The sequence below is a fragment of the Streptomyces sp. GbtcB6 genome (genome assembly GCF_019091475.1).
In the GTDB taxonomy this organism is placed as follows: domain Bacteria; phylum Actinomycetota; class Actinomycetes; order Streptomycetales; family Streptomycetaceae; genus Streptomyces; species Streptomyces hyaluromycini.
Map to the genome: position 1 here is coordinate 1 of NZ_JAGXJL010000009.1, position 17,139 is coordinate 17,139.

Below are 17,139 nucleotides of genomic sequence, written 5' to 3' on the forward strand. Positions count from 1 at the left end.
CCGTTCACGCTCCACGAGCAGCGGCAACGGCTCCGAGACGGTGACCAACTCCCGCAACGGATACCGCGCCAGGACCTCGTCCACCTCGGGAGCGAGGGCGTTCGCCAGCCGCGCGTGCAGCGGGAGGGAGTCGTCGCCCAGGGCTCGGGCCGCCGCCAGCACCCGCTCGCGGTCCGGGCCTTGGGGGACGCCGGCGGCCGCCCGCTCATACAGTTCGGCGCCCTCCTCCAGGACCAGGCCGGTGTCGATGCCCGCGGGGATCTTCACCCGGGCATGCTGCCGCCAGGTGGCGAGCGGGGCGCTCCAGGACTCCACGTGATACGTCCAGCGGCCCGTCGCGTCCGGGGTGACCTCGGCGCCCCAGCGGTCGGTGCCGGGGGCCAGCTCCCGCATCGGGGTCCAGGTGCCGGGCCGGCCCTCGGGGTCGCACAGCACCACATCGGCGCCGACGGCGTCATGGCCCTCGCGGAAGACGGTGGCGGTGACCTGGAAGGTCTCGCCGGGGACCGCCTTCACCGGACGCCCGCCGCGCTCCACGGCGGGCCGGACGTCACGCACCGGAACGCGGCCGATGGGCTCAGTCGCCTTCATGGGTCTCACCTCCGCCGTGCGCGGAGCCGGGCCCGGGGCCCGGCTCCGCGGTCCGTAGTGCGCCGGAAGACCGGTGTCTTCCCGCGGGGTCCGTCTGCGGGATCACTGCCTCGCGGAACGCCGGTCCGTCGGCGGCCCCTGCCGGACCGTCCCGCCCAGCCGGGGCCGCCCACCCTGTTCCCGCACATAGGTGACGAGGCTGGTGCGCAGATAGCGCTCGGCCGCGTCCACCGCCTCCCGGGCGCAGCGCTTGCCCATCAGCACGCACAGCGTGTAGCCCGAGTCCTCGAAGGTGGACCGCACCTCGCGGTCCTGCGGCGAGGCGAGCATGACGCGCTCCCACGCCCGGTAGCGCCGCAGCTGCCGGGCCACCTCGGCCTTCGCGGGTAGCAGCATGGCCGTGTCTTTCCTTCCGACGCTCTCGAATGGGCACGTGTCCCCGAGGATCGGGGGAGCGTCCGGGCACGGAGAGGCGCGGAGCCGTTACGGCGAATCGAGGCTTTCACTCATGGTGCACGCACGATGACCGAGCGTCTTGTTGGATCTTCAACCACCCCGTGCGGCTCTCGTGTTGCACGAATGGCGTAGCGCCCCCACAGTGAAGGTGACTCAGGAGCGATCGGCGCTCACGCTGCGCGTCCGGAACGGATTTCCGGGCGGGTGAGGGGGAGCGAGAGCTTCGCGGGTGAGGAGCTAGCGACAATGAAGACCGCAGTGCCCTGCTACTACCACCTCGACGTGGAGGTCAGCCCGGAACGGGTGGGACAGGTCAGCCGCATACTGGCCGCCCATCTGCGTTACTGGGATCTCGACAACCTCGTGGACCCCGTCTGCCGCGGTGCCGAACTGCTGCTGACCGCCATCGACCAGCACGCGACGGACAAACGCACGTCCATCGAGATGTGGTGGAACGGGCAGCACCTCATCACCGCCATCGGTGACGACGACCGGGATCTCCGCCCCGACCAGGACCTGCGCGGGTGCCTGGCGCACCTCGCCGCGACCAGCGACGGCTGGGGCTGCTGTGCCCCGGAGACCGGCAGCAAGATCATCTGGTTCTCGCAGCGGGCCCGCTCCGGCGAGCGCGTCCCGCTGGTCAGGACCGGGCCGGCGCCGCGGCTGCGCCAGGTCCTTCAGGTGCCGCGCGACCTGCCGGTCGCCCAGTTGGCCGCATCCGCCGACGGCGTCCTGGAAGGCGCCCGGTGACGGCGAGGAAATCCCGGAAAGGGGTGCCCGTGTGGAGCGGGCACCCCTACCCGTTGGGGGCCTCCTTCGACGGGCAGGGCACCAACTTCGCCCTGTTCAGCGAGGTCGCCGAGCGGGTCGAGCTGGCCCTGGTGAACGACGCCGCCACTCGGACGACGGTGCCGATGACCGAGGTCGACGGCTTCGTCTGGCACGCCTACCTGCCCGGCGTCGGCCCAGGACAGCGCTACGGATACCGGGTGACCGGCCCCTGGAACCCCGACCTGGGCCACTGGTGCAATCCGGCGAAGCTGCTCCTGGACCCGTACGCCCAGGCGGTCGACGGCCAGATCGACAACCACGCCTCCCTCTACGAACGCACCCCCGGCGGGCCATCCCCGGCCGACAGCGCCGGGCACTCCATGCTCGGCGTGGTCACCGACCCCTACTTCGACTGGGGTGACGACCGCCCGCCCCGGCGGCCCTACTCCGACTCGGTGATCTACGAGGCCCATGTCCGCGGCCTGACCCTCACCCATCCGGAGGTACCCGAACGGCTCCGGGGCAGTTACGCCGGTCTCGCGCACCCGGCGGTCCTCGACCACCTGACCTCGCTCGGCGTCACGGCGGTCGAGCTGATGCCGGTGCACCAGTTCGTGCAGGACGGGGTGCTCCAGGACCGCGGCCTGTCCAACTACTGGGGCTACAACACCATCGGCTACTTCGCCCCGCACAACGCCTACAGCGCCTTCGGCAGCCGGGGCCAGCAGGTCAACGAGTTCAAGGCGATGGTGAAGGCGCTGCACGCGGCAGGGCTCGAAGTGATCCTCGACGTGGTCTACAACCACACCGCCGAGGGCAACGAGATGGGCCCCACACTGTCCTTCCGGGGCATCGACAACGCCTCCTACTACCGGCTGGTGGACGGCGACTGGGCGCACTACTACGACACCACCGGCACCGGGAACAGCCTGCTGATGCGGCACCCCTACGTGCTCCAGCTGATCATGGACTCGCTGCGGTACTGGGTGACCGAGATGCACGTCGACGGCTTCCGCTTCGACCTCGCGGCCACCCTGGCGCGCCAGTTCCACGAGGTGGACCGGCTTTCGGCGTTCTTCGACCTGATCCAGCAGGACCCGGTGATCAGCAGGGTCAAGCTCATCGCCGAACCCTGGGACGTGGGCGAGGGCGGCTACCAGGTCGGCAACTTCCCGCAGCTGTGGTCGGAGTGGAACGGCAAGTACCGGGACGCCGTACGGGACTTCTGGCGGGCCGAACCGAGTTCGCTGGGCGAGTTCGCCTCCCGGCTCACCGGCTCCTCCGACCTGTACCAGCACAGCAGGCGGCGGCCGCGGGCGAGCGTCAACTTCGTCACCGCGCACGACGGTTTCACGCTGCGCGACCTGGTGTCGTACAACGACAAGCACAACCAGGCCAACGGCGAGGGCAACCGCGACGGCGAGAGCCACAACCGGTCCTGGAACTGCGGTGCCGAGGGCGAGACCACCGACCCGGCCGTACTCGAACTGCGGTCCCGCCAGCAGCGCAACCTCCTCGCCACCCTGCTGCTGTCCCAGGGCATCCCCATGCTCAGCCACGGCGACGAACTCGGCCGCACCCAGGGCGGCAACAACAACGCCTACTGCCAGGACAACGAAGTCTCCTGGATCGACTGGGAGCTGACCGACGAGCAGCAGACCCTCACCGACTTCACCCGGTACGTCATCGGGCTGCGCGCCGCCCACCCCGTGCTGCGCCGGCGGCGCTTCTTCCGGGGCGAGACCACCATGCGCCCCGGGCAGCCGCTGCCCGACCTGGTGTGGCTGCTGCCCGACGCCCGCGAGATGACCGACCGGGACTGGCAGCGCGCCGACGCGCACTCGGTCGGCGTCTTCCTCAACGGCGACGCCATCGCCGAACGGGACCCCTACGGGCGGCGTCTGGTCGACGACTCGTTCCTGCTGCTCCTCAACAGCTACTGGGAGCCGGTCGACTTCCGGCTGCCGGACGACTCCTACGGCGAGCACTGGACGACCCTCATCGACACCGCCGACCCGGAGGGGGTGCCGGACGAACGCGAGCGCAAGGCGGGCACGAGGCTGCGCGTGGAGACGCGAAGCATGGTCGTGCTGTCGCGGCCGTCGAGGTAGCACCCCGGCTGCGGGTGCGTGGGGGTTGCTCGCGCAGTTCCCCGCGCCCCTTTCAGGGGCGTCAGGTGCAGCGCCCCTTCAGGGGCGCGGGGAACTGCGCGACCAGCCACGACGCACCCGCACCCGACCACCTCGGCGAACCCGGCACGGCACGGCTCAGCGCGCGCCGCGGGCCGTCGTCACCGTGAACTGTGCGCCGTCCGGATCCCGGAGGATCGCCTCGGTCTCCTCCTCGCTCAGCACGCTGCCGCCGTGTTTCTCGGCGATCCGGGCGCACGCCGCCACATCGCTGACCGCGAAATGGATCTGCCAGTGCGGCCGTACCGACGGATCGGGGGCCGTCTCCACCGCCCCCGAGTCGATGCGGGCCACGGCATCGCCGCGGCTGCGCAGCACGACCTCGCCGGCCTCGTACTCGACCTCGCAGCAGCCCGGCTTGCCGGAGGCCCAGCCGAGGACCTCGCCGTAGAAGATCGCCGAGTCGAAGGCGTTGCGGGTGTGCAGGCGGATGAAGGTCGGGGCGGCCCGCCGCCAGGTCTCCCAGTTGGAGACCAGTTCCCCCTCCCAGATGCCGAAGACGGCGCCGTCCCGGTCGGCGATCAACGCCGCCCTGCCGGGCGGGAAGGACAACGGCCCCACCGCAGGGGTGCCGCCGCGCTCCCGGGCCCGGGCCACCGCCTCGTCCGCGTCGGGCACCGCGAAGTACGGCGTCCAGGCCACCGCCATCTGCCACATCGCGGCGACCGCGGCGATGCCCGCCACCGGCACCCCGTCCGCCAGCGCGATCCGGAAGTGGTCGCCGAGCCTGACACTGCGCCATCGCCAGCCAAGCACGGCACTGTAGAAGTCCTCGGTCGTCTGCAGGTCGCGGCTGGTCAGGCTCACCCAGCACGGGGCACCGAAGACCGAGTGCGTCGAAATCACCGTTCGCTTCTTCTGCACGGGTCGGGGGGGAGGCGTGTCGTCGTTCATGGCACTCGCGTCCTGGTGTCGGGGCCGGCAGGGGGACCGGTCTGCCACCAGTCTCCAACCGGAAGCGGCAGGAATGCCTGCCGAGTACCCCGGTGGCGCGGCGGGAAGAGGCCGACCAGCCGATCCGGGCGCGGGGCGCGGCGCCCATCGGGTGATTCTCAGCCCGCCTCGGCCAGCAGGTCCTCGCGCAGCCGGTCGAAACAGGCGCTGAGCAGGCGGGACACATGCATCTGCGAGATACCCAGCTGCTCGGCGATCCGGCTCTGCGTCATACCGCGGAAGAACCGCAGATAGAGGATGAGCCGGTCGCGCTCGGGCAGCCCCTGGAGGCACGGCTCCGCGGCGGTGCGGTCGACGATCAGGTCGTAGCCGGGGTCCGGGGCGCCCAGGGTGTCGCCGAGCGCACAGCCGTCGCCGCCGAGGACCTCGGCGTCCAGTGACAGCGCCGAATAGCACTCCAGGGCCTCCATCCCGGCCCGCACCTCGCTCTCGGTGAGCTGGGTCCGTGCGGCGATCTCGGGGACGGTGGGCGGGTGCCCCGGGGCCGTCTGGCCCAGCTCCTTGAGGGCGACCCGGACCCGGTTGCGCAGCTCCTGGACCCGGCGCGGCACGTGCAGGGTCCACATGTGGTCCCGGAAGTGGCGTTTGATCTCGCCGGTGATCGTCGGCACGGCGTAGGCCTCGAAGGCCCGGCCGCGCGCCGGGTCGTAGTGGTCGACAGCCTTCACCAGTCCCAGCGCGGCGACCTGGTAGAGATCCTCCGGGGTCTCCCCGCGGCCGCGGAACCGCACCGCGATCCGCTCTGCCATGGGCAGCCACAGCTCGACCAGCTCGTCCCTGAGCGCCCGGCGCTCCGGCCCCTCGGGCAGCTCGGCCAGCCGAACGAAGTCCTGGGCCGTGTCCGGGGCGTCGTCGTGTGGATGGGACTTGGGTTTGCAGGTGGCACGCATCGCACGCACCTCCCTCGGCACTGAACTGCGCATGCCCTTAATGGCGTATAGCAAAACAATTCACTCAGAAAGGTGAGATAGCTCTCATTTCTCTGCCGACCTCCTCCTTGACTCTTTCCTTGACCCTCCCTTGGAGGAGATACCTCTGTAGCAGAGGTAATATTCCAGGTGTGGAATCGGAGACCTTTCCGGAAGAACTCGCCGACGCGTTGGTCGGCATCCAACGGCTGATCCGTCGCCGGCTGCGGCGCGGGCTCACCCGGCCGCGGCTGCGCGGTGCCGAGGTGGAGCTGCTGCGGCTGGTCGAGTCCCGGCCCGGGATCGGCATCTCGGACGCCGCCAAGGAGCTGTACCTGGCGAGCAACTCGGTGTCGACCCTGGTCAACCAGCTCGTCAAGGACGGCTACATGCTCCGGGAGACCGACCCGGCCGACCGGCGGGCCGCCCGGCTGCTGCTGACCGAAGACGCCGAGAAACGACTCGCCGACTGGCACCGCCGCCGCGCGGAACTCGTCGCCGGCCATGTCGCCCGGCTGGACGAGGCAGACCGGGAGGCGCTGCGAGCGGCGCTTCCCGCGTTGCGCCGGCTCGCCGACACCCTGCACGAGGAGGCCGGGGAATCATGACAACGGACACCACCGCAGTCGCCTGTACCGGTCTCTCCTACTCCTTCGGAGAGACCAAGGCCGTCGACGGACTCGACCTGAGCGTCGGCGAGGGCGAGGTCTTCGGCCTGCTGGGCCCCAACGGCGCCGGCAAGACCACCGCCATCCGCTGCATCACCACCCTGCTGCCCGTCCCCGCCGGGATGGTCCGCGTCTTCGGCCACGACACCGGCCGGGACCGGATGGCCGTGCGCCGGCTGCTCGGCTACGTCCCGCAGCAGCTGTCCGCCGACAGCGGGCTCACCGGCCGCGAGAACGTCGAGCTGTTCGCCCGCGTCTTCGACGTGCCCCGGCGCGAGCGGGCCGCGCGGGTCGCCGAGGCGCTGGAGGTGGTGGACCTCGCCGACGCCGCCGACCGGCTCGCCGGCACCTACTCCGGTGGCATGGTCCGCCGCCTCGAACTGGCCCAGGCGCTGGTCAGCGCGCCCCGGCTGCTGATCCTCGACGAGCCGACCATCGGCCTCGACCCGATCGCCCGCACCAGCGTGTGGGACCAGATCAACGCCGTACGCGAAGCCACCGGCATGACCGTCCTGGTCACCACCCACTACATGGACGAGGCCGACCAGCACTGCGACCGGGTCGGCCTGATGCACCGCGGCCGCATCCGCGCGCTCGGCACCCCCACCGAGCTCCGGCGCGGCCTCGCCGAACGCCAGGGCAGCGAAGCCCTGCCCACCCTCGAAGACGTCTTCCGCGACGTGGCCGGCAGCGGCCTCGACGACCAGTCAGGAGGTTTCCGCGATGTCCGAAGCACCCGCCGCACCGCGAACCGTGTCGGCTGAGCCCACGGGCACGTCCCTGCTGCTGACCCCACCCCGGCCGCGCTCCGGCTGGCGGCTGCTGCCCGCCCGGGTCGTCGCCATGTGCGCCGTCGAGCTGCAGAAGCTCCGCCACGACCGCACCGAGCTCTACACCCGCGCGATCCAGCCCGCCCTCTGGCTGCTGATCTTCGGTCAGACCTTCACCCGGATCAAGGCGATACCCACCGGCGGCATCCCCTACATCGACTACCTGGCGCCCGGCATCATCGCCCAGTCCGCGATGTTCATCGCCATCTTCTACGGCATCCAGATCATCTGGGAGCGCGACGCCGGCATCCTCAACAAGCTCCTCGTCACCCCCACCCCACGCTCCGCCCTCATCACCGGCAAGGCCTTCGCGGCCGGCGTGAAGTCCCTGATCCAGGCCGTCGTGGTGATCGTCATCGCCGCGATCCTCGGCGTCTCCCTCACCTGGAACCCCCTGAAGCTCCTCGGGGTCGGGCTCGCCGTGGTCCTCGCCTCGGCCTTCTTCTCCTGCCTGTCGATGAGCATCGCGGGCATCGTGCTCAGCCGCGACCGGCTGATGGGCATCGGGCAGGCGATCACCATGCCGCTGTTCTTCGGCTCCAACGCCCTCTACCCCGTGGCGATCATGCCGGGCTGGCTCCAGGTGGTGAGCAAGATCAACCCGCTGAGCTACCAGGTGGACGCCCTGCGCGGCCTGCTGCTCGGCACGCCCGCCCACCTCGGCCTCGACTTCGGCGTGCTGGCGGTCGCCGCAGCCCTCGGCATCACCGCGGCCTCCTCGCTGCTCGGCCGCCTGGCCCGCTGAACCGGCCGCGGCCGGGACGCACGCCGACGTGATGTGCGGCACGCGCCCGCGACCCGCTCCGGACCCCCGGGGCGGGATAACCGCTGCGCAACGCTTGATCAGCGATCAAAGCGGGCGAACCCCCTGGCCACAGCGCATTCCGCTCATTTGACAGTGCGCTGAGCACACAGATAAACAGCGGGGGTCGAGAGGGGCATTGTGTACGAGCCGAACGTGGTCGGGGACTGGCATGAGTACGACGAACATGCCGGTCTGCGGGTCCGCGTCCACCGCCTGGCGGAGTCCGAGCCGCCCCGCGGCCGGGACGACGCCGCGGCCGGGCTGACGTACTTCAGTGCCCGGGTGACCATCGAGAACCGTGGCTCCCGCCACTTCAGCGTGCAACTGGAGGACGGCCAGATCGACGTCCGGGTCGGCCCCGACGGCGAGGGCGCGTTCATCGACTGGCGCAACTCCCAGTTCATCGAGGGCTTCGACGTCTACCCGCTGCGCCGCGCCACCGCCGTCCTTTACGCCGCCGGCCCGGAGGCCGCCCTGGCCCAGGTGGACATCCAGGTCCACCTGCGGGTCGACGAGGAGTGGACGGAACGCCGGCTGTGGGCGGGCGGCATCGGCGTACTGGAGTCGACCGCCGCGGCGGCCTGCCAGGCCGCCGGCCCCGGCAGCCTGTCCCACCAGGTGACAGCCTTCCTCAAGGACCAGACGGAACCGGGCCCCACCGCTCCCTGAACAGGCTGCTGTTCGGCAGCGCCCCAAAGGGGCGCGGGGAACTGCGCGAGCAACCCCCACGCACCCGCAGCCGAACGACGACACAACCCGGCCCCGGCGCCACCAGCGGAGCGCTCAGTGGGGGATACCGTCGATGATCTCGCGGGCCCCCTGCCGCAGCAGGGCCACGGCGACCGAGGTGCCGAGCGTGGCCGGGTCGAGGCGGCCCGCCCACTCGTGGGCGTTCAGCCGGGTCTTGCCGTCCGGGGTGAACACACAGGCACGCAGCGACAGTTCACCGCCGCCGTCGACCCGGGCGTAGCCGGCGATCGGGCTGTTGCAGTGGCCCTGGAGCACGTGCAGGAACATCCGCTCGGCGGTGGCCTCCCGGTAGGTGTCCGGGTCACCGAGCCCGCTCACCACGTCGATCAGCTCGGAGTCGCCCTCCCGGCACTGAAGGGCGAGGATGCCCGCGCCGATGGGCGGCATCATCGTCTCCGGGTCCAGCACCTCGGTGATCACATCCGTGCGGTCGATCCGCTCCAGGCCGGCCACCGCGAGCAGCAGCGCGTCGGCGTCCCCGGCGGCGAGCTTCTCCAGGCGCCGGTTGGCATTGCCCCGGAACGGCACGCACTCCAGATGCGGGTGGGTGGCGGCCAGCTGAGCGACCCGGCGGACCGAGGAGGTGCCGATCCGGGTGCCCGGCGGCAGCTGGTCGAGGGTCAGCCCGCCCGGGTGGACGAGGGCGTCGCGGATGTCGTCACGCTTCAGGAACGCCGCGAAGACCGTCCCGGCGGGCAGCGGCCGGTCCGCCGGCACGTCCTTCACACAGTGCACGGCGAGATCCGCCTGGCCGGCCAGCAGCGCAGCGTCCACCTCTTTGGTGAACGCGCCCTTGCCCTCGACCTGGGAGAGATCGCCCAGCCACTTGTCGCCGGTCGTCTTCACCGGCACGACCTCGGTGCGCACCTGCGGATGGAGGGCGGCCAACTCGGCGCGGACACGGGCCACTTGGGCGAGGGCCATCGGCGAGTCGCGGGAGACGATACGAATCAACTCGGGTACCGACATGGGGACACGATAGACCTTCCCGTCAACCGCGGATTCCGACATCCTGTCGGTCACCGTCCGGCGCGGAGCCGATCCCCCGGTCCCCGGCCGAAGGGGAACAGGTCGTCGTCCCCACTCGGTACGGCCGGGTCGGCCGGAGCGCGCAGCAGGTCGCGGCGCTCGGCCGGGGTGAGCGGTGCTCCCGCCTCGTCGGCCGCCCGCCGCTCCTGCTTCGGCGGCCGCGCTCGGCCGTCAGTCCATGTCCTCCGGCAGGTCCGCCGCCGATTCCTCCGGTGCGAGGTCCGGGCGCAGCCGCAGCCAGGACGGCTGGCGCAGCAGCCCGGCCCGGGTCCGGGTGCTGTACCTGACCTCGCCGACCAGCCGCGGCAGCACCCAGCGGGCGTCCGGGACCGCCGGGACCGGGTCGAAGGGGCACGAGTCGGTGCCGGCGGCCCGCAGCAGCGCGGCCAGTTCGGTCCGCTCCGCCTCGCTCCAGCCGGTGCCCACCCCGCCGACGTACCGCAGCCGCCCGTCGGCGGACCGCTGGCCGACCAGCACCGCGCCGGGCAGCCCGGTCAGCTGCCCCTTGCCCGGCAGCCAGCCGCCGACGATCACGTCCTCGGCGTGCAGGTTCCGGATCTTGATCCAGGCGCGGGACCGCACCCCCGGCTCGTACCCCGAGTCGAGCCGCTTGCAGACCAGGCCCTCAAGACCGTGCTCCCGGGTCGCCCGCAGCGCCTCGGCGCCGTGCCCGACGACGGCCCCCGGCGTCGACCAGTACGGCCCGTCCAGGGCCAGGGACTCCAGGCGGGCCCGACGGTCCGCGTACGCCGTGGTGAGCAGTGGGTCCGCCAGGAGGAGCACGTCGAACAGGACCAGATGGACCGGGACCCGGGCCGCCATCCGGGCCGCCCGGGCCGGGGCGTGGGCCAGGCCCATCCGGCTCTGCAGCAACTGGAAGTCGGCGCGCCCCTGTTCGTCGACGGCCAGCACCTCGCCGTCCAGGATCGCCGGGGTCCGGCCCAGAGCCTCCGCCAGCGGGCGCAGTTCGGGATAGGCGGCGGTGATCTCCTCGCCGGAACGGGCGCGCAGCAGCATGCTGCCGTCGCCGGGCAGGTAGACGACCACCCGCTGGCCGTCCTGCTTGGTCTCGTAGGCCCACTTGGCGTCCTGTGCGGCGGGCGGCAGCCGGCCGGGGGTGGCGAGCATCGGCGGGATCACAGGGAGGGCGGTCACCCAGGAGATGTGAACCGGCCGCCGCCGCCGCACGCCCCTTCCGGTGCCGGTTCCCCCGAACAGGCCTCAGGCGTCCGGCCCCGGCGGCGGGGGCTGCACCAGCCCCGACTGGTAGGCCATCACCACCAGTTGGGCCCGGTCCCGGGCGTCCAGCTTGGTCATCGCCCGGTGGATGTGGGTGCGCACGGTCAGCGGGGAGACGAACAGTTTCCCGGCGATCTCGTCGTTGGAGCGGCCCTCGGCCGCCAGCGCCATGACCTCGCGCTCACGCGCGGTTAGCACCCGCAGCTGTTCGGGGGCGGCGAGCCGGGCGCCGGGCGCGGGCGTGGCCAGGAACCGGGTGATGAGTGTGCGGGTCGCGGTGGGGGAGAGCAGCGACTCGCCGGCGGCCACCGTGCGGATCCCGGCCAGCAGCGCCTCGGCGGTCACGTCCTTGCCGAGGAAGCCGCTGGCCCCGGAGCGCAGCGCCTGCGCCACGTACTCGTCGACCTCGAAGGTGGTCAGGATCAGCACCCGCACGCCGGACAGCTCCGGGTCCGCGCAGACGGCGGCCGTGGCGGCGAGTCCGTCGGTGCCGGGCATCCGGATGTCCATCAGCACGATGTCGGGCCGGTGCTCGCGGGTGCGCGCGACCGCCTCGGCGCCGTCGGTGGCCTCGGCGACCACCTCCATGTCGGCGCAGGAGTCGATCAGGATCCGGAAGGTGGCCCGCAGCAGGGCCTGGTCGTCGGCGAGCAGCACGCGGATGGTCATGGCGTCCCTTGTTCTTCCGGTTCCGTGGCGCCGGGGGCGCTGGGGTACAGCGGCAGCCGGGTGGTGACCTCGTAGCCGCCCCCGTCCCGGTGCCCGGCGGCGAAGGCGCCGCCGACCGACTGGGCCCGCTCGCGCATCCCGATCAGCCCGAAGCCGTGCCCGGGGGCGGGCGCGGCCGGGGCGGTGGCGGTGCCGTCGTCGGTGATGGTGAGGGTCAGCCGGTCCCGGGCCCAGCCGATCCGGACGTACGCGGCCTCGGCCGAGGCGTGTTTGGTGACGTTGGTCAGCGCCTCCTGCACGATCCTGTACGCCGTCAGGTCCACGCCCGCCGTCAGCGGCCGCGGGCTGCCCTCGACGCTCACGTGCACGGCGAGTCCCGCGGACTCGCAGGCCTCGGTCAGCTCCGGCAGCCGGTCCAGGCCGGGGCTCGGTGCGAGCGGCAGGTCCGGGTCGCCGGTCTGCCGCAGCAGCCCCACGGTGGCCTTCAGCTCGCGCAGCGCGGAGGCGGTCGTACCGGCGAGATCGCCGAGGATCCGGTGCACCTGGTCGGGATGGGTGCGCGAGAGGTGGGCGGCCGTGCCGGCCTGGGCGTTGGCCAGCGCCAGATGGTGGGCGACCACGTCGTGCAGCTCCCGGGCGATCCGCATCCGCTCCTCCGCGACCCGGTGCCGGGCCTCCTCCTCCCGGCTGCGCTCCGCGTACTCGGCCCGTGCCTGCACGGCGTCCAGATAGGCGGTCTGCAGCCGGACCGCGTTGCCGGCGACGACCGGCAGCAGCAGCCAGGCGGCCGGACTGATCGTCTCCAGCGGCCAGGGGATGCCCGCCGGCGCGAAGACCATCGCGGCGCCCACCACGAGGGCGACGCTCGCGAAGTAGTACCGGCGGGCGGTGGGCCGGTCGGTGTCGACCGCCAGCCGGTACAGCGCCAGCATCAGCCCGCCCAGCAGCAGCGGGGTGGGCAGATGCCCGAGCCCGGCGGCGGCCGCGGTGGCCGCCGCACCGAGGGCGACGACCGTGCGCGGCCGGGTGCGCTGCCAGAGCAGGGCACCGCAGCCGACGGCGGCGAGGGCGATGGTGAGGCCGGCCGCGTGCGGCTGGTCCTCGGCGCTCATGGTGATCTCGCTGCCGAACAGGAACAAGGCGAACAGCAGCACCGCCGCCATGGTGTCGACGGTACGGGTGTGTTCTTCGGCGTAGCGCTGCCAGGGGGTGCTCATCGGTCGCTCCGGTCGGTCTCCTGTGACCATGGTCCGTGATACGGCGGGCGGGCCGCCCGCGCTGCGGCGCGCGGGCGGCCCCCAGGGAGGGAAGGGGTCACAGGCGAGCCGGTTCCGGGGCGGTGTCACCGGCCGGGGCGGGCACCGTACGGCCGAGCGCCTCGCCCTCGACGTCGACGGCCGGCAGCGCCCGGTCCAGCCACCGCGGCAGCCACCAGGCCGACCGGCCCAGCAGCGCCAGCACCGCCGGGACGATCGCCATCCGTACGACGAACGCGTCGAACAGGACCGCCGAGGCGAGCCCGAAGCCGATCATCTTGATCATGGACTCGCCGGCGCCGATGAACCCGGAGAACACCGCCATCATGATCAGCGCGGCGGCCACCACCACCCGCGCGCTGTACCGGAACCCGCTCACCACCGCCTGCCCCGGCCCGCTCCCGTGCACGTACGCCTCCCGCATCCGGGACACCAGGAACACCTCGTAGTCCATGGCGAGTCCGAAGACGATGCCCACCAGGAAGATCGGCATCAGGCTCATCACCGGCCCGGTGGACTCCACACCCAGCGGACCCGCGCCGTGCCCCTGCTGGAAGACCAGGACGACCGCCCCCAGCGAGGCCAGCACCGACAGCAGGAAGCCGAGCGCCGCCTTCAGCGGGACCAGCACCGAACGGAACACCAGGAGCAGCAGCACCACGGCGAGCCCGACCACGACCAGCAGATACGGCACCAGCGCGTCCTGCACCTTCTGGGCCACGTCGATGTTGACCGCCGTCGTGCCCGTGACCAGGAAGGTGGCCCCGGTGCCGGCCTCCACGGCCGCACGCTCACCCCGGATGGTGTGCACGAGCTCCTTGGTCCGCTCGTCGCTCGGACCGGTCGCCGGGACCGCCGAGAACACCGCTGTGTCGCCCGCCGCGTCGAACCGTGCCGCCGACACCGAGACCACGCCCTCGGTGTCCTCGATCCGCCGCGTGATCGTCGTGACCGCGCCCTTGACGTCCGTCGCCCCCGTGCCGTCGACGACGATCGTCAGCGGCCCGTTGAAGCCCGCGCCGAAGCCCTGCGCCAGGTCGTCGTAGGCCCGGCGCTCGGTGGTGGACGTCGGCTTCACCTCGTCGCCGGGCATGCCCAGTTGCAGGTCCCGCACCGGGAGCGCGAGCGCGCCCAGGCCGACCACCCCGAGCAGCAGCACGGCAAGCGGACGGCGCAGCACGAACCGCGCCCAGCGGCTGCCGCCGTTGTGCTCCCCGGCCTCCTCGACCCGGCCGCTCCTGCGGGCCCGGCGCGAGAGCACGGCGTTCGGCCAGCAGCCGAGCAGGGCCGGGACCAGCGTCAGCGCGATCAGTACCGCCACGACCACCGCACCGGCGGCGGCCAGCCCCATCTTCGTCAGCATCGGGATGCCGACCACCGACAGCCCGGCCAGCGCGATGACCACGGTGAGCCCGGCGAAGACGACCGCCGAACCGGCCGTACCGGCGGCGAGGGCGGCCGCCTCCTGCGGGGCGTGGCCCTTGGCACGCTCCTCGCGGTAGCGCGAGACGACGAACATCGCGTAGTCGATGCCGACGGCGAGGCCCAGCATGGTCGCCAGCGTGCCGGTGGTGGAGGAGAGCCCGAGCGCCTTGGCCAGGGCCAGGATCGAGGCCATGGCGATGCCGACGCCGATCACCGCGGTGAGCAGCGGCAGTCCGGCCGCCGCCAGGGAGCCGAAGGTGAGCAGCAGGACCAGGGCGGCGATCGCGATGCCGACCGCCTCGGCGGAGCCCCCTGCAGCGGGCTGGGTGGCGAGGGCGGTGCCGCCGGCCTCGACGGTCAGCCCCGAGTCACGGGCCTGGCCGATCGCCTTCTCAAGGTGCTCCTTGGCCGCGTCGGTGAGGTCATGCGCGGTCACCTTGAAGGTGATGTTCGCGTAGGCCGTCGTACCGTCCGCGCTGACGCCCTTCGCCGCGAACGGGCTGACCGCGCTCGCGACCTGCGCGCCGTCGGCGGCCTCGCCGACCAGCCTCTCGATCGCCGCCCGGTTCGGGCCTGCGGTCACCTTCTCGCCCTTGGGGGCGACGAAGACGATCCGGGCGTTGGCCCCGTCCGCCGCCGAGCCCGGGAACCGCTCGCCGAGCAGGTCGAAGGCGCGCTGGGACTCGATCCCCGGCATGGTCGAGGACGTGTCGGGGGCCTCGGGCGCCCGGACGGCGGCGAAGCCGACGGCAGCCAGCACGGCCACCCACAGCACGGCGACGAGCCGACGCCGCCGGAAGGCCAGACGGCCCAGTCGGTAGAGGAAAGTAGCCACGGGACGGAGATCTCCACATCTGCTGTTCTCGGGGACCGGTCCAGAGTCCCCGGGGCCACCCCGTGCCGTCGTCGTGCGGCTGCCGACAATCCCGGCTACTGAGTACGCAGTACACGCGCCGCCGGCCGTCATCCCGGCGGCTGACAGCCTCCCGTCAGGAGGGGCGCACGCGGTGGGGCGGGCCGCCCCCCGAAGGCTCGGCCCGCCCCACCGCTGATCACCTTCCGCGTCCGCGGCTCAGTGCACGGACTCGGCCGTGGGCTCGACCGGGGCCGGAGCGGGCTCCGGGTCCGCCGGGCGCCGGCCGGGCAGGAAGGAGGCGAGGACGAAGGCCAGGACGGCCGCGCCCGCGCCGATCGCCATGACCACCTTGAAGCCGTTCTCGGAGGGCAGGGTGACGCCGCCGAGGCTGATGGTCAGCTGAGACAGGACCACCCCGGCGACGGCGCTGGCCACCGACGTGCCGATGGACCGCATCAGCGTGTTGAGGCTGTTCGCGGCGGCCGTCTCCGACGCCGGGACCGCGCCCATGATCAGCGCGGGCATCGCGCCGTACGCGAAGCCGACACCGGCGCCGATGATGCAGGAGACCAGGATCAGGTGCCAGACCTCGGACATCAGGACGATGTTGAGGCCGTAGCCCGCGGCGACGATCACCGCGCCGATCATGAGCGTGATCTTCGGGCCCCTGGACTTGGTGATGGCGGCCGAGACCGGGGCGAAGGCCATCATCACCAGACCCTGCGGCGCCATCACCAGACCGACCGTCAGCATCGACCTGCCGAGGCCGTAACCCGTCTGGGTCGGCAGCTGGAGCAGCTGCGGGAGCACCAGGGACATCGCGAACATCGAGAAGCCGAACGCGATCGAGGCGAGGTTGGTGAACAGCACCTGGCGGCGGACCGTGGTGCGCAGGTCGACCAGCGGCTGGCCGGTGCGCAGTTCGAAGAAGCCCCAGGCGAGCAGCACGGCGACCGCGAGGGCGAACAGGCCGAGCGTGGTGCCGCTCGTCCAGCCCCAGTCGGCACCCTTGGAGACGGCGAGCAGCAGCGAGACCAGGCCGACCGCGAGGCCCACCGCGCCGACCGCGTCGAAGCGGCCGCCCGAGCGCACCTTGGACTCCGGCACCAGCAACATGACCAGGACGAACGCGACGACACCGAGGGCGGCCGAGGTCCAGAACAGGACATGCCAGTCGTAGTGGTCCGCGATGAAGGCCGCGGTCGGCAGGCCGAGGGCGCCACCGACGCCCAGCGAGGCACTCATCAGTGCCGTCGAACCCGCGAGGCGCTCCGGCGGGAGCTCGTCGCGCATGATGCTGATGCCGAGCGGGACCACGGCGGCCGCGAGGCCCTGGAGGCTACGGCCGACGATCATCGGGACCAGCGAGTCGCTCAGCGCGGCCACCACCGAGCCGGAGACCAGCAGCACCAGGCTGACCAGCAGCATCAGCCGCTTGCCGAACATGTCGCCGAGGCGGCCGGCCACCGGGGTGGCCACGGCGGCGGCCAGCAGGGTCGCCGTCACCGCCCAGGCGGCGTTGGACGCGGAGGCGTTGAGGTACTTCGGCAGCTCCGGGACGATCGGGATCACCAGGGTCTGCATCAGCGAGACGGTGATACCGGCCAGGGCCAGCACCGCCACCACCGCGTTCGGACCGGTTCGCGCCGGGCTCACGGACCCGGCGGGCCGGACAGGGGCTTCGGACATGGGAGAGGGCCTCCGTAGGCAGGGCAGGGGGCGACTGACCCATATTTAAGTCAG

At 72.3% G+C, this 17,139-nt stretch carries 16 protein-coding genes; 6 read left to right on the forward strand and 10 right to left on the reverse strand.

Annotated elements, in window-relative coordinates:
• On the reverse strand, positions 1-591 hold a 591-nt coding region (locus KVT45_RS16890), incomplete at its 3' end, for a maltotransferase domain-containing protein (RefSeq protein ID WP_217548283.1).
• 102 nt (positions 592-693) lie between these two features.
• Positions 694-987, reverse strand: a complete 294-nt coding sequence (locus KVT45_RS16895) for a DUF5133 domain-containing protein (RefSeq protein WP_217548284.1) — start codon at positions 985-987, stop codon at positions 694-696.
• 306 nt (positions 988-1,293) lie between these two features.
• On the opposite strand from KVT45_RS16895, the gene KVT45_RS16900 reads away from it, so the two are divergent.
• Positions 1,294-1,797 carry a pep a2 gene (locus tag KVT45_RS16900; RefSeq protein WP_089102650.1) on the forward strand — a complete coding sequence of 168 codons (504 nt, stop codon included), beginning with the start codon at positions 1,294-1,296 and terminating at the stop codon, positions 1,795-1,797.
• 23 nt (positions 1,798-1,820) lie between these two features.
• Positions 1,821-3,929 carry a glycogen debranching protein GlgX gene (gene glgX / locus KVT45_RS16905; RefSeq protein ID WP_217548286.1) on the forward strand — a complete coding sequence of 703 codons (2,109 nt, stop codon included), beginning with the start codon at positions 1,821-1,823 and terminating at the stop codon, positions 3,927-3,929.
• A 156-nt stretch (positions 3,930-4,085) separates the two neighbouring features.
• Here the strand turns inward: glgX and KVT45_RS16910 are convergent, their stop codons facing one another.
• Together KVT45_RS16910 and KVT45_RS16915 are read right to left on the reverse strand one after the other, a co-directional pair.
• A complete protein-coding gene (locus tag KVT45_RS16910; RefSeq protein ID WP_217548288.1) occupies positions 4,086-4,901 on the reverse strand; it encodes a VOC family protein in 816 nt (271 codons plus the stop codon).
• A 158-nt stretch (positions 4,902-5,059) separates the two neighbouring features.
• Positions 5,060-5,851, reverse strand: coding sequence for an RNA polymerase sigma factor SigF (locus KVT45_RS16915; RefSeq protein WP_217548290.1), 792 nt, complete (start codon positions 5,849-5,851; stop codon positions 5,060-5,062).
• Between the two features lie 170 nt (positions 5,852-6,021).
• Here KVT45_RS16915 and KVT45_RS16920 point away from each other — a divergent pair, with 170 nt between their 5' ends.
• The 4 genes from KVT45_RS16920 (at position 6,022) to KVT45_RS16935 (ending at position 8,841) form a co-directional block, all read left to right on the forward strand.
• The gene (locus KVT45_RS16920) at positions 6,022-6,477 is read left to right on the forward strand and encodes a MarR family transcriptional regulator (RefSeq protein WP_217548292.1); all 456 of its coding nucleotides are present in this window, start codon (positions 6,022-6,024) and stop codon (positions 6,475-6,477) included.
• Positions 6,474-7,301, forward strand: coding sequence for an ABC transporter ATP-binding protein (locus tag KVT45_RS16925; RefSeq protein ID WP_217548294.1), 828 nt, complete (start codon positions 6,474-6,476; stop codon positions 7,299-7,301). The genes KVT45_RS16920 and KVT45_RS16925 overlap by 4 nt, the downstream gene beginning before the upstream one ends.
• Positions 7,261-8,112, forward strand: coding sequence for an ABC transporter permease (locus KVT45_RS16930; protein WP_217548296.1), 852 nt, complete (start codon positions 7,261-7,263; stop codon positions 8,110-8,112). The genes KVT45_RS16925 and KVT45_RS16930 overlap by 41 nt, the downstream gene beginning before the upstream one ends.
• A gap of 198 nt (positions 8,113-8,310) precedes the next feature.
• Positions 8,311-8,841, forward strand: a complete 531-nt coding sequence (locus KVT45_RS16935) for a hypothetical protein (RefSeq protein WP_217548298.1) — start codon at positions 8,311-8,313, stop codon at positions 8,839-8,841.
• A 114-nt stretch (positions 8,842-8,955) separates the two neighbouring features.
• Here the strand turns inward: KVT45_RS16935 and hemC are convergent, their stop codons facing one another.
• The 6 genes from hemC to KVT45_RS16965 all read right to left on the reverse strand — a co-directional run bounded on the left by hemC (position 8,956) and on the right by KVT45_RS16965 (position 17,085).
• Positions 8,956-9,891, reverse strand: coding sequence for a hydroxymethylbilane synthase (hemC, locus tag KVT45_RS16940; protein WP_217548300.1), 936 nt, complete (start codon positions 9,889-9,891; stop codon positions 8,956-8,958).
• Between the two features lie 231 nt (positions 9,892-10,122).
• Positions 10,123-11,079 (reverse strand): ATP-dependent DNA ligase, encoded by a 957-nt coding sequence (locus KVT45_RS16945; RefSeq protein WP_217548667.1) that lies wholly within the window; start codon positions 11,077-11,079, stop codon positions 10,123-10,125.
• Between the two features lie 93 nt (positions 11,080-11,172).
• Positions 11,173-11,859: a response regulator transcription factor gene (locus tag KVT45_RS16950; protein WP_089102641.1), complete on the reverse strand. Its 687-nt coding sequence runs from the start codon at positions 11,857-11,859 to the stop codon at positions 11,173-11,175.
• Entirely contained in the window at positions 11,856-13,076 is a 1,221-nt protein-coding gene (locus tag KVT45_RS16955) for a sensor histidine kinase (RefSeq protein WP_217548302.1), read from the reverse strand. Before KVT45_RS16955 ends, KVT45_RS16950 begins: the two co-directional genes overlap by 4 nt.
• 97 nt (positions 13,077-13,173) lie before the next feature.
• Positions 13,174-15,375 (reverse strand): MMPL family transporter, encoded by a 2,202-nt coding sequence (locus tag KVT45_RS16960; protein ID WP_217548304.1) that lies wholly within the window; start codon positions 15,373-15,375, stop codon positions 13,174-13,176.
• 237 nt (positions 15,376-15,612) lie between these two features.
• The gene (locus KVT45_RS16965; RefSeq protein ID WP_217548306.1) at positions 15,613-17,085 is read right to left on the reverse strand and encodes an MFS transporter; all 1,473 of its coding nucleotides are present in this window, start codon (positions 17,083-17,085) and stop codon (positions 15,613-15,615) included.
• Positions 17,086-17,139: the final 54 nt, after the last annotated feature.

Coding starts and splice junctions, on each gene's coding strand:
- KVT45_RS16895 (WP_217548284.1), bottom strand. CDS start 987: ATGCTGCTACCCGCGAAGGCCGAGGTGGCCCGGCAGCTGCGGCGCTAC.
- KVT45_RS16900 (WP_089102650.1), top strand. CDS start 1,294: ATGAAGACCGCAGTGCCCTGCTACTACCACCTCGACGTGGAGGTCAGC.
- KVT45_RS16910 (WP_217548288.1), bottom strand. CDS start 4,901: ATGAACGACGACACGCCTCCCCCCCGACCCGTGCAGAAGAAGCGAACG.
- KVT45_RS16915 (WP_217548290.1), bottom strand. CDS start 5,851: ATGCGTGCCACCTGCAAACCCAAGTCCCATCCACACGACGACGCCCCG.
- KVT45_RS16925 (WP_217548294.1), top strand. CDS start 6,474: ATGACAACGGACACCACCGCAGTCGCCTGTACCGGTCTCTCCTACTCC.
- KVT45_RS16930 (WP_217548296.1), top strand. CDS start 7,261: ATGTCCGAAGCACCCGCCGCACCGCGAACCGTGTCGGCTGAGCCCACG.
- hemC (WP_217548300.1), bottom strand. CDS start 9,891: ATGTCGGTACCCGAGTTGATTCGTATCGTCTCCCGCGACTCGCCGATG.
- KVT45_RS16945 (WP_217548667.1), bottom strand. CDS start 11,079: ATGCTCGCCACCCCCGGCCGGCTGCCGCCCGCCGCACAGGACGCCAAG.
- KVT45_RS16950 (WP_089102641.1), bottom strand. CDS start 11,859: ATGACCATCCGCGTGCTGCTCGCCGACGACCAGGCCCTGCTGCGGGCC.
- KVT45_RS16955 (WP_217548302.1), bottom strand. CDS start 13,076: ATGAGCACCCCCTGGCAGCGCTACGCCGAAGAACACACCCGTACCGTC.
- KVT45_RS16965 (WP_217548306.1), bottom strand. CDS start 17,085: ATGTCCGAAGCCCCTGTCCGGCCCGCCGGGTCCGTGAGCCCGGCGCGA.